The 12,027-nt window shown below is 65.6% G+C and carries 10 protein-coding genes; 2 read left to right on the top strand and 8 right to left on the bottom strand.

Features of this window, described 5'->3' with window-relative positions; all coding sequences use genetic code 11:
- The first annotated feature begins 58 nt into the window (after positions 1–58).
- Positions 59–1,417 (top strand): glutathione-disulfide reductase, encoded by a 1,359-nt coding sequence (gene gorA / locus FHW97_RS07630; protein ID WP_062782751.1) that lies wholly within the window; start codon positions 59–61, stop codon positions 1,415–1,417.
- Between the two features lie 100 nt (positions 1,418–1,517).
- Entirely contained in the window at positions 1,518–2,543 is a 1,026-nt protein-coding gene (locus FHW97_RS07625) for an NAD-dependent epimerase/dehydratase family protein (protein WP_216643450.1), read from the top strand.
- On the opposite strand, the gene FHW97_RS07620 is transcribed toward FHW97_RS07625, so the two are convergent.
- The 8 genes from FHW97_RS07620 to FHW97_RS07585 all read right to left on the bottom strand — a co-directional run bounded on the left by FHW97_RS07620 (position 2,540) and on the right by FHW97_RS07585 (position 11,857).
- Positions 2,540–3,286 carry a molybdopterin-binding protein gene (locus tag FHW97_RS07620; RefSeq protein WP_171798522.1) on the bottom strand — a complete coding sequence of 249 codons (747 nt, stop codon included), beginning with the start codon at positions 3,284–3,286 and terminating at the stop codon, positions 2,540–2,542. The genes FHW97_RS07625 and FHW97_RS07620 overlap by 4 nt on opposite strands.
- Positions 3,283–4,077 carry a cytochrome b/b6 domain-containing protein gene (locus tag FHW97_RS07615; RefSeq protein WP_233250935.1) on the bottom strand — a complete coding sequence of 265 codons (795 nt, stop codon included), beginning with the start codon at positions 4,075–4,077 and terminating at the stop codon, positions 3,283–3,285. Before FHW97_RS07615 ends, FHW97_RS07620 begins: the two co-directional genes overlap by 4 nt.
- Before the next feature lie 65 nt (positions 4,078–4,142).
- Positions 4,143–5,123 (bottom strand): phytoene/squalene synthase family protein, encoded by a 981-nt coding sequence (locus FHW97_RS07610; RefSeq protein ID WP_171798521.1) that lies wholly within the window; start codon positions 5,121–5,123, stop codon positions 4,143–4,145.
- Positions 5,124–5,127: 4 nt separating this feature from the next.
- Positions 5,128–5,709 carry a TIGR00730 family Rossman fold protein gene (locus tag FHW97_RS07605; RefSeq protein WP_107716063.1) on the bottom strand — a complete coding sequence of 194 codons (582 nt, stop codon included), beginning with the start codon at positions 5,707–5,709 and terminating at the stop codon, positions 5,128–5,130.
- Positions 5,706–7,184, bottom strand: a complete 1,479-nt coding sequence (locus tag FHW97_RS07600; RefSeq protein WP_054131092.1) for a phytoene desaturase — start codon at positions 7,182–7,184, stop codon at positions 5,706–5,708. The genes FHW97_RS07605 and FHW97_RS07600 overlap by 4 nt, the downstream gene beginning before the upstream one ends.
- Positions 7,185–8,381 (bottom strand): lycopene beta-cyclase CrtY, encoded by a 1,197-nt coding sequence (gene crtY / locus FHW97_RS07595; RefSeq protein WP_169047908.1) that lies wholly within the window; start codon positions 8,379–8,381, stop codon positions 7,185–7,187.
- 93 nt (positions 8,382–8,474) lie between these two features.
- Positions 8,475–9,725 (bottom strand): PepSY domain-containing protein, encoded by a 1,251-nt coding sequence (locus tag FHW97_RS07590; RefSeq protein WP_171798520.1) that lies wholly within the window; start codon positions 9,723–9,725, stop codon positions 8,475–8,477.
- Positions 9,726–9,730: 5 nt separating this feature from the next.
- On the bottom strand, positions 9,731–11,857 hold the full coding sequence (locus FHW97_RS07585; RefSeq protein ID WP_171798519.1) for a TonB-dependent siderophore receptor: 2,127 nt from the start codon (positions 11,855–11,857) through the stop codon (positions 9,731–9,733).
- Positions 11,858–12,027: the final 170 nt, after the last annotated feature.

Here is a 12,027-nt window from a genome sequence, read left to right as displayed (position 1 = left end):
TGGGCATCGTTGCCATATCCGGCGCCAGTTTCCGATTCAGCAGCAAGAAGGCCGTGCCATGACCGAACCCGCCTACGACTATGATCTGTTCGTGATCGGGGCCGGATCGGGCGGGGTGCGCGCCAGCCGCATCGCCGCTGGCTATGGCGCGCGGGTGGCCGTGGCCGAGGAATACCGCGTCGGCGGCACCTGCGTGATCCGCGGCTGCGTGCCCAAGAAGCTTTTGGTCTACGGTTCACACTTCGCCGAGGAACTGCAGGACGCGGCCAACTATGGCTGGACCGTCGAGAAGATGACGTTCGATTGGCCGACGCTGCGCGATGCCGTGGCCAAGGATGTCGACCGCTTGAACGCAGCCTATACCAACACGTTGAATTCCAACAAGGTCGAGCATTTCCTCGAACGCGCCACGATCACCGGCCCCAACAGTGTCAAGCTGGCGAGCGGGCGCGAGATCAGCGCCAGGTATATCCTGGTGGCCGTGGGCGCCTGGCCGGTGATGCCGCCGTTCGAGGGCGCCGAGCATTGCATCACCTCCAACGAGGTATTCAGCCTGGAAAAGCTGCCGCGCCGCGTGGTGATTGCCGGGGCTGGCTATATCGCGCTGGAATTTGCCGGCATCTTCAATGCGCTGGGCAGCCATGTTACGGTCGTCAACCGCAGCGAGACGATCCTGCGCGGCTACGACGCGGCGCTGCGCGACCGCCTGCTGCAGATCACCATGGCGCGCGGCATCGAATACAAGTTCAACTGCGGTATCGAGCGTGTCGAGCGACTGGAGGACGGCTGCCTCAACGTGCATATGAAGGGCCAGCCTGATCCGCTTGGCGCCGATGCGGTGCTGGTGGCCACCGGACGCCGGCCCAAGACCGACGGGCTGGGCCTGGAAAACGCCGGCATCGAACTTGGCGAACATGGCGAAATCCGCGTGGACGACACCGCGCAGACATCGTGCCCCAGCATCTTTGCCGTGGGTGACGTGACCAACCGCGTGCAGTTGACACCCATCGCCATTCGCGAAGGGCACGCCTTTGCTGATCGCGTATTTGGCGGCAAGGACACGCGCGTGGCCTATGACTGCATCCCAAGCGCGGTGTTCTCGCAGCCCCCGCTCGCCAGTGTCGGCCTCACCGAAGCGCAGGCCCGCGAGATGCTGGGCAGCAACGTCAAGGTATTCACCTCTGACTTCCGCCCGATGAAGAACATCTTCGCCCACCGCCACGAGCGCGGGCTGTATAAGCTGGTCGTCGATGCGCAGACCGACAAGGTGCTGGGCGTACACCTGATCGGGCCGGAGGCACCAGAAGTGCTCCAAGCTGCTGCCATTGCGGTGAAAGCCGGGCTGACCAAGGCCGATTTCGATGCCACCGTGGCGCTGCACCCGTCGATGGCCGAGGAACTTGTCCTGATGCGCTGACCCACTTGGCGCATCGGGATTCCGCATTAACCAAAGATGCCCGTTGAACTGCGCCGCCGGTACGATAGGCTGTAGGCGGAGAGGGCTGGGGGCGGAATCAATGGACAAGATCGGCGGCACCGTGCTGGTCACGGGCGGATCGGGCTATATCGCCGGATATATCATCCGGGCGTTGCTGGACGAGGGATGGACCGTCAACACGACGGTGCGTGATCTTGCACGCGAAGCGCAGCTGCGTGCCCAGCTTGGCGGCAGCTATGCCACCTTGCGGTTTTTCAAAGCGGATCTGATGGACGACAAGGGCTGGCGCGCGGCGATGGACGGGTGCAGCCACGTTTGCCACGTCGCCTCGCCCATCACCGTACAAGCCCCGCGCCAGGAAGATGAACTGATTCTGCCGGCGCGCGAAGGGGCCTTGCGCGCCTTGCGCTTTGCCCGTGCTGCCGGGGTGGAACGGTTCGTGCAGACATCGTCGGTGGCGGCGATCGTCTATGGCCACGGTAAGGGCATCCGCCGGTTTACCGAGGCGGACTGGACCGACACCGATGGCCCGGGCGTGCATGCCTATGCCAAGTCAAAGACCCTGGCCGAACGCGCGGCGCGCGAATGGATCGCGCGCGAGGGGCGCGGCATGGAGTTCGTCTCGATCAACCCGTCGGTGGTACTGGGGCCGGTGTGGGGTGAAGACTATTCCACCTCGATCGAGCTGGTGCGGCAATTGCTGGCTGGTGCGGTGCCGGGCTGCGCCGATCTTGGCTTTGGCGTGGTCGACGTGCGCGACGTGGCAGCGCTGCATGTGCGCGCGCTGACCGAGCCGGGGATCGATGGCGAACGCTTCATCGCCTCTGGCCCGTTCCTCAAGATGATCGACATTGCCCGCATCCTGCGCCAGCAACTGGGCCAGCAGGCCCGGCGCGTGCCGCTGCGCCATGTGCCCGACTGGATGGTCCACGCCCTGGCACTGGTCAATCCGATGGTGCGCCAGGTGACCGGGGAACTGGGCAACGTGCGCGATACCGATGCCGGCCACGCGCTCAGCCGCCTGGGCTGGGCCACGCGGCCGGTGGAGCAGACGATCGCCGATTGCGCGCAAAGCCTGATCGAAACGCGGGTGGTGGCGGCCTAGATTCCCGCCCACCACTGATAGCCGGAATGGTCTTCCCAGTATCCGCCCTTGCCGCCGTAAAGGCCGGTAAGGCTGGCGACAAGTTCCACCCGCATCACATACTTGGCCTGCTTGTAGCCTAGCTGGCGTTCGACCCGCAGGCGCAGGGGGGCGCCATGGCCGACCGAGAGCGGCTGCCCGTTCATGGTGTGGGCCAGGATCGTCTGGGGATGCAGCGCCTCGGCCAGGTCGATCGATTCGTAATAGGGCTTGCCCGAGAAATCGTCGGCACAGTGGAACACGACATAGCGCGCCTGAGGCAGGGCGCCGGCACCGTGCAGCAGCAGGGCGAGCGGAACGCCGGTCCATTGCGCGATGGCGCTCCAGCCCTCTACGCAATCGTGGCGGGTGATCTGGGTGCGCTGCGGCAAGGCGCGCAGCTGTGCCAGGCTCATCGCCATCGGCTTGGCCACCAGGCCATCAACCGTCAGTCGCCAATCGGCAAAGCCGCGTTCGACCTGCGCAAGATAGGCTGCGGCGGTGGGCCGGGTATTGCCGTTGACGCGAAACACCGGGGAGATATCGGCTGCGGAAAACTCCGGCGCCAGGGCATTGCCGGCGACCAGCCGCTGTGCGCTGCGGCTGGCCTTTTCGCCTAGCGACAGCAGCGACCTGGCCGTGGGCGAGGTGGTGATGCGATCGCACCCCGACAGCAGCAGCCCACCCGATCCGACCAGCAGGCCGCGCCGCGAAAACCCGCTCATGGCTGGCGCTCCGGTGGCAGGCGATACCAGCCGGTAATCATCGCGCGCAACTCGTTGAATGGCCCGGCCAGCACCACCATGGCGAGGTGCACGGCAATGAACAGCGCCATCGCCAGCGCGCAGAGGAAATGGATCGACCGGGCAGACTGTCGGCCACCCAGCAGCGTCAGCAGCCATGGGCACGCAGCGTTCATCGTCGGCGACATGGCCAGACCCGTGGCGATGATCAGCGGCAAGACGCCCAGCAGCACCGAAAGATAGGCGATCTTCTGCAAGGGGTTGTAATGCCGCGCCGCCTCTCCGCGCGGCAGGCGCAGGCGCAGATGCTCGGTAACGTCGTGCAGCAGCGCCCGTGGCCGCCGCTCTTCCCGCGAAAGGCCAAGATCGCGGCGCAAATGGCCGGAAAGCAGCGCATAGGCGAGGAAGCCCAGCAGACTGATCACCAGCATCCACGCGCCCAGGAAATGCCATCCGCGCGCCAGCGACAGGTTGTAATGCGTGGGCAGCGTTACCAGGGGCGGAAACGCCAGCGCGGTATCCTGGGCATAGCCGATCACGCCGGTGGTGGGCCATTCATGGCCGCCCAGCGCGAGAAAACCGCGCGCGCCATGGTTGCCGATTTCCAGCCAGGCCTTGTCGAAGTTGGCGCCGAACTTGCCCCAATAGAGCCGCGGATGGGCATTGAAGATCATCATCCCGCTCATCAGCATGATGAACACGGTCAGCGCGTTGATCCAGTGCCACAGCCGCACGGGCCAGCGAATGCGCAGGACAAGAGGGGATCGCTCCATGCCCGATACCATGCCCTGAATCGCGGCCGGGGTCATCCCCTGATCGATGAATGACGCGCGAGGCTTCAACCCCAGGGGCGGGCCTGCGCCAGCGCGATTAGGCTTTGCCGGCTGTGGCGGCGGGCCAGCGCGCGCTCTCGGCATGTCGGCGGCACCGGGCGCAGCGCCTGCCATCCGGCGCGGAAAATCCACGCCAGCTTGGCCTTGCCCGACACCACGGTGCGGCTGTGCCAGGCGCGATCGCCACGCGCGGCCACCTTGCGGGCAATGTCGCCATAGATGCCGGCGGCGGCCAGGATCGCCCAGCGCTGGCGCGGTTGCAGCCGGCCGGCACCGATCCGGGCAGAGCATTCGTGGGCTTGGGCCATGGCGCACATCCGCTGGGCCAGGATGGCCAGCGTGGCGCGGTACTGCGGCTTGAGCTGCTCGCCCGGTGGCAGGTCAACCTCGGCCAGCCATTCGGCCGGCAGATAGCAACGACCGGCGGCATCGTCTTCGGCCAGGTCGCGGGCAATATTGGCCAGCTGGAACGCGAGACCCAGGTCCGCCGCGCGATCGAGGGTATCATCGTCATCGGGCGAAACCCCCATGACCACCGCCATCATCACGCCCACCGCGCCCGCCACGTGCCAGCAATAGCGCATGAGATCTGCTTCGGTGCGCGGCTGCCAATCGGCGGCATCGAGGGCGAATCCGTCGATCACCGCCTCGGCCATGGCCATGGTGAGGCCGGTTTCGCGTGCGACCAGGCCCAGCGCATCGAACGCGGGATTGCCGGTAGCCTCGCCCGCCATGGCCCGTGCGGTCAGATTACGCACCAGCGCCAGCCGCTCCGCCGCGCCGGATTGGTCGCCCAGCGCGCCGCCCATGTCCTGCGCATCGACGATATCGTCGCAGGCCCGGCACCAGGCATAGAGCAGCCAGACCCGCTCACGCGTGACGCGGTCAAACAGGGTGGAGGCGGCGGCAAAGCTTTTCGAGCCGCGCCGGATCGTGTCGCGCGCGGCAGCCACCAGCGCGGCGCGATCGGGAACGGCCAGAGTCATGGGATCAGAGGTCCGACGCCTGCATCGCGATGATCGGGCGGTGCGGCTCGTGCGCGGCCATGCGCTGCAGCAGCAGGTCAAGCTCGTGCTCGGCCACCATGATCCCGGCGTGGACCGGGCGGATGAAACCCACTTCGATCATGTGGCGGTTGAACGCCAGCAGGTGATCATAGAACCCGAACGCGTTGAGCACGCCCACCGGCTTGGCATGATAACCAAGCTGCGCCCAACTGACCGCTTCCCACAATTCGTCCATCGTGCCCACGCCGCCGGGCAGGGTGAGGAAGCCATCGGCCAGATCGACGAAAGCCTGCTTGCGCGCATGCATGCCGGGCACCACGTCGAGCCGGGTCAGCCCATGGTGCGCCACCTCGGCACCGACCAGCGCCTGGGGGATCACCCCGATCACTTCGCCACCGGCGGCCAGTGCGCCATCGGCCACGGCGCCCATCAGGCCCAGGCGACCACCGCCATAGACCACGCCGATGCCGCGTTCGGCCAGTTGGCGGCCGACATCGGCGGCCAGCGCGACATAGCGCGGGTCGGCCGGGCTGGCCGATCCACAATAGACGGCGATACGTTTCACTGCAGGTCCTCCAGCATCAGCCGCGCCGTGGCCTTGGCGCTGCCGACCACGCCGGGAATGCCTGCGCCTGGATGCGTGCCGGCACCCACCAGATAGAAATTGGCGATATCGTCATCGCGGTTGTGCGCGCGGAACCACGCGCTTTGCGTGAGCAACGGCTCGAGGCTGAACGCGGCGCCCTGATAGGCGGAAAGATCGGCCGCGAAATCGGTAGGCGCATAGTGGAACTTGGTGACGATGCGGCTGTGGATGTCGGGGATCAGGCGGCGGCCCACTTCATCGAGGATGCGCTTTTCCAGCAGCGGCCCAACTTCGGCCCAGTCCACCGGCAGCTTGCCCATGTTGGCGACAGGGACCAGGGCATAGAACGTGCTCATCCCCTCGGGCGCGACCGAAGGGTCGGTCACGGTGGGATGGTGCAGGTAGATCGAGAAATCCTGCGGCAGCACGCCGTGCTGATAGATATCGTCGAGCAGGCCCTTATAGCGCGGGCCGAACAGGATCATGTGGTGCGGGATGCCCGGCCACGTGCCCTCGATGCCGAAGTGCACCACGAACAGGCTGGGCGAGAACTTCTTGCGCTTGAGCGCGCGCGACCGCTTCTTGCCCGTGGCGCTGTCGCCCAGCAGATCGCGATAGGTGTGCATGATATCGCCGTTGGAGGCGACGGCATCGAAATTGCCGTGCCAGCCACTGGCGGTGTGCACGCCGGTCACGCGGTTACCCAGCGTTTCGACCCGCACCACCGGATCGCCCATGCGCACTTCGCCGCCGATGCGCTGGAAATGGGTGAGCATGCCGGCGATCAGGCGGTTGGTGCCGCCCTTGGCCCACCACACGCCGCCATCCTTTTCCAGCTTGTGGATCAGGGCATAGATCGCGCTGGTGTTCATCGGGTTGCCACCGACCAGCAGCGTGTGAAAGCTGAACGCCTCGCGGAGCTTTTCGCTTTCGATGAACTTTGACACCATCGAATAGACCGAGCGCCAGGCCTGGTACTTCGCCAGAGCCGGCGCAGCCTTGATCATGCTGGCAAAATCCAGGAACGGCACCGCGCCCAGCTTGACGTAGCCTTCTTCGAAGACGCCGGCGGAATAGCCCAGGAACTCTTCGTAGCCGGCAACGTCACGCGGGGAAATCTTGGCGATTTCGGCGCGCAGGCTGGATTCATCGTTGGAATAATCGAAGTTGGTGCCATCGGGCCAGTTCAGCCGATAGAACGGCATCACCGGCATCAGTTCGACATCTTCCGACAGCTTGTGCCCGCTCAGGCCCCACAGCTCTTCCAGGCAGGCCGGATCGGTGATCACCGTGGGCCCGGCATCAAAGGTAAAGCCATCACGCTGCCAGTGATAGGCGCGGCCACCGGGCTTGTCGCGCGCTTCGATCAGGGTGGTCTGGATGCCGCCAGACTGCAGGCGGATAGCCAGGGCCAAGCCGCCAAAACCGGCGCCGATGACGCATGCTCTTTTCATTTACTTGCGCATCCCTGCCAAAGTGAGAGGCCGCGGCCGGGCGCCCGATCCGGCGAGCACCGCCAGGGCGCGCGAAATCGGTACCGGGGGCCGCCCCACAAAAATCCGGGCGCGATCCAGCAAGCTGCTGCGTCCGGCATAAAAGCGTTCGATCAGCCTAGTATCCAGCCGATAGAAATGTTCCATCATGCGATAGCGTGCCAACGGCTCTGCCGCCTGGAACAGCATGGCCGACAGCAGGCGGCCAAAGCTGTTGCGCTGCCAGTGGCGCTTGGCCCAGCTTTCGCTGAAGCTGGCGAGGGCCTCGTGCGTCAGATCAGGCTGCTGCGCCAGGGCCAGGGCAAAACGCACCGCTTCGGGCACGGAATAGCTGGTCACAGGATGGAACAGTCCGGCGCGCGTGCCGGCGCGGGCGATCTGTCCACCAGAGGAGCGCCAGAACGCGTCCCAATCGCCAGCGGAAACCACGGGCAGCACACCCTGTTCCTCGTGCAACACCTCCACGATCGACCAGCCCTGGCTGCGGGCATAGTCGGCGATGCGGGCGACAAGGGCAGGGTGATCGATCGCCGGGCTGTCGGCGTAATAGGTGTCTTCGATGAAGATCTCGTCATCGCCAAACGGCAGGCAATAGACAAAGCGATAGCCATCGACCTGTTCGACCGTGGCATCCATGACGATCGGCTTGATCAGGCCATGGGGCTGCGCCAGCTTGACCCGTTGGCCGAGGAATTTCTGCCAGCCGCCCGAAAGCTGCCCCTGCAGGCGAATGCCGCGCGCATCGACCACTGCGCCGGCTTCGATCCGGGTGCCATCGGCCAGGGTCACCGCGCCGGTGCCGGCGGCGAGTACGCGTGCGCCGGTGACGATCGCGTCAGCCGGCAAGGCAGCGCGGATCGTCGCGTCAAAGCGGGCCGAGGTCATTGAATAATAGCTGGTCGAGAGATCGCGACGATACTGCGGAAAGCGCACGGAATAGCCCGACCACGCCCCATCGACCATCGGCGCCAGCAACTCGCGCCCGGCCTTGCCCACGTCTGATCCGAAGAAGGACCACACGTGGTTGCCGCCCAGCACATGGTCCTGTTCGACAAGCAGCAGGGTGCAATCCGGGCGGGCTTTGCGCAGGGCGAGCGCGATCAATCCCCCGGCAAGGCCCCCGCCCAGGATCGCGATGTCGGCATGGCGTATGCTCATTGCCATGGCGTTAGGCCAGGCGGCGCGACCATGCAACCGCCCCTAAGGGCCTGTCAGCAATGCACGGCGCTTTTCCGCGGCGAAGTGTTGATGTCATGCCGGAGCCGGCCGGGCCGCAGCCTTGAAGCGGCGGCCGGCGCGGGCCGATCGCTTGCGCAGCCAGATCAACACGCCGGTGACCGACAGCACCGTGATGCCAAGGCCGATCACGCTGACGGCAATGCGCCATGCCAGCCCACCGACATGCGCCATGTGCAGCGCGACAACCCAGGTGGTGAACGTTGTCGCGCCCTGGGCTCCGGTTGGCACGGAGACGTGACGCAGTTCGCCGCTGTTGCCGTCAAATGCGATCCGCGTGCCGCCGCCTTCCTGTGTGATGTCGGCCGAAGACTTGACGCCATAGACGTAGAGCCCGGTTGCCGGAATGTACCATAGCCAGGCCCGCCCATCCGGGCGCAAGGACAGCCCGCGCCGCGCTGTCTCTTGCTGCGCCAGTGCCGCCCCGTGTCGCGCGGCGGCGGGGAAATCGAGCGCGGGGTTCCAGCGCGGGCTGGGCAGGGCAGACGCTTCCAGCAGGGCCTCGTCATCCTGCCCGCCCAGCAGGCCAAGCACCGGGCGATAGACCTGGGGCAGGTTGAACGAGACGCTGGACAGCGCAAAGACCAGCAGGATCGGCCAGAGCCACAGCCCACCGGCGCGGTGCAGGTCGAATGTCAGCTTGTAGCTGCTGGTGGGCCGGCGCACTTTCCAGCTGGGCCGCCAGCGACGCCACAGGCCGCCTTTGCCCAACGCGCCTGGCGGCAGGGTGAGATAGAACCCGACAAAGCAATCCACCGTCCAGACCAGCGCTGCCACGCCCATGGCGAACAGGCCCCATGGGCCCAGCGCCAGGGAATAGTGCAGGCGATAGAGGAACGGCATCAGGTTCTTGATGCCCTGGCGCACGTCCCCATTGCGGCGATGGCCCTGCTCGGCGCCGGTCCAGGGATTGAGGAAGACATCGTCCCAATCCGGCCGATCGCGCCGTTCCAGGCCGGTCCTGGGGTCGGGCCAGGTGGCATAGAGCCGATCGGCCCGGCCGGGCAGGCGGGTGAGATAGACGAAATCGACCCGCGCTGCGGGATGGCGCGCAAGCAGCCCGGCGCGCACCGCCAGCGGATCAAGCGCTGCCATGCCAGGGCGGGGCGGGGCTGCGTTCTGCATCGCTGGCGCCGTGGCTGCGTCGAGTTCCTCGAACCACGGCAACAGCGATCCGGTGAGCCCCGCCACCGCCAGGAACAGGGCAAGAGTCAGCCCCGCCCAGCGATGGACGATCACCCAGAACGGACGGCCGGGAAGCGCCATGACGGTCAGAACGTCACACGGACAGAGCCGGTGACATTGCGCGGCGCGGCGTAATAGGCCTGCGTCCAATACAGGCTGGTCAGGTACTTGTGGTTGGTCACATTGGCGACGTTGAAATTGAACTGAACGTTCTCGTTCAATTTATACCCGGCCTGCAATTGCAGCGTGGCATAATCGCCCTGGCGCACGGTGCCGGAATAGATCGTGTCCTGCCACTTGACCGCCGCGCCCAGTTGCAGCGGCGCGATGGGATTCCAGCGCAGTGCCAGGTTGGCGGTGTTGCGCGGCACATACGTACGCACTTGCCTGCCCGCGCCATCGTCCATCTTGAGCGTGGTGGCGCCGGCCTGGATCGTGAGCGTGGAGGTCAGCTTGCCACCCACTTCTGCCTCTACCCCGCGGCTGACGGCGCGGATGCCGTTGTACAGGGTCTGGCCGGTGGCCGTGTCGTAAGCGCCCGCATCGGCCAGGTTGCTTTGTTCGGCGCGGAACCAGGCGACCGATCCAAACAGCCCGCCGCCCGGTGTCTGCGCCTTGAGCCCGGCTTCATAGCTCTTGCCTTTGGCCGCGCCCAAGGGCCTGCGGTCGATGTCGAGATTGGCCTGCGGGGCAAAGATGCTGGAATAGCTGGCATAGAGATTGACGCCGGGCAGGGCCTTGTAGGTCACGCCGACGAATGGGCTCAGCGCCTTTTCATTCTTGTCGGTGCTGGCGCCAAAGCTGATCCCACGCGTCTTTTCGACAAGGTAACTGGCGCCCAGCAGCACGCTGAGCTTTTGGGTCAGCGATACATCCGATGCCCCGCGCAGGCGCCACTGGCGATCTTCGGTATGCTCCTGCTGCACGCTGGCGCCATAGGCGGGGAGGGCGACTTCCTGTCCGGTCCAGCTGCCGGGCAGGCCGCGAATCTGACCCCAGGCAGGATCGCTGTCAGGCACGGCGCGGCCATAGTATTCATAGGTTCCCACCGTGCGCTGCACGCCCAGCGTCAGCTGCTGGTCGCGGCCGAACAGGCGATAGCTGCCCTGTACCGTGCCGTCATAGATCCAGCCTTTGGCGACGGGGGCATAGGCGCCGGGATTGCCAAAGAGCCCGCCCCAGGCGCCGGTCTGGCTGTCGTGCTTTGGCGTGCCATAGACATAGAACAACCGCGAATCTTCGTTGTGGTACTTGCGCGTGACATGGGCGCGCACGCTCCAGCCCGGGGCGAAATCCCAGGTCAGCTGGCCATAGGCGGTCTGGTCATGCGTATTCCAATAGGTCCAGTCCATCGTGGTAGAGGCGCTGCGGTCAAACTCCAGCTGGTTGCCCTTGCTGTCCTGCAAGGGCAGGGCGCCCCACATCACCCCGGTGGACTTGCCATCCTGGCGCATATAGCCGGCCGAGAGATGCAGGTTGGGGGTGATTTCGCCATCCAGAACGCCGGAAATCGCGGTGCGGCTGTGGTGATAGCTGCGCAGGTAGGAATCGCCGTCCTGCGCGGCGCCGGTTACGCGCACGGCCCATTTGCCATCGGCGGTCAGCGGCAGGTCAAGGTCCACCTCGGCGCGCTTCTTGTTCCATGAGCCATAGGACAGCTCGGCCGACATATGGCGCTGGCCGGTTGGGTGACGGCGGTGATAATTGATCGTGCCTGAAGGATTGCCGGCGCCGGTGAGCAGCGCGTTGGCCCCGCGCACCACTTCCACGCTGTCCCACATCACCGAATCCTGAGCGCCGATCGTCGGTCCCCAGATATTCGGCAGGCTGATCCCGTCGATCATCGCGTCGACGATGTCGAACCCGCGCGCGTTGTAGTATGTGCGCTCGGTTTCCACCTGATCGACATTGACGCCGGTAACGTAGCGCAGCAGCTGGTTGGTTTCGTCCAGCGCGAAGTCATCCAGGAACGTGCGATCGACCACGCTGACCGATTGCGGCGTATCCATCAAGGATAGCGCCAGGCCGGTAGCACCGCTTGCCACCGTCTCCCCCTTTTCGCCGTTGACCACGATGGTGCGGCCAGCGTCCGCATCACTGGCGCTGGCATTCGCGGCGTCCGCAGTGCTGTCGGCATGGGCGGGCGGCGCCGCCAGCACACCCAGCGAAACGCCGCAGGCCAGCATCGCGTGGCGCAAATGCGTGGGGGCCATGGTCTCAATCCTTCCTGAACAATGATTTCTCACCGCCCGCTAATGCGAATAGTTATCATGAGTCAAGGAGAGTGATAATCATTTTCAAAAAAGTAGCGCTTGTCTCAACTCGACCGACGATGGCGTCCGTCCGGCTTGCAGCGTTGCGCCCTTGGCCCTAGGATGCGGGC

Source organism: Novosphingobium sp. SG754, from assembly GCF_013149315.1.
Classification (GTDB): Bacteria; Pseudomonadota; Alphaproteobacteria; order Sphingomonadales; family Sphingomonadaceae; genus Novosphingobium; species Novosphingobium capsulatum.
This window is presented reverse-complemented; position numbering and strand designations above follow the sequence as displayed.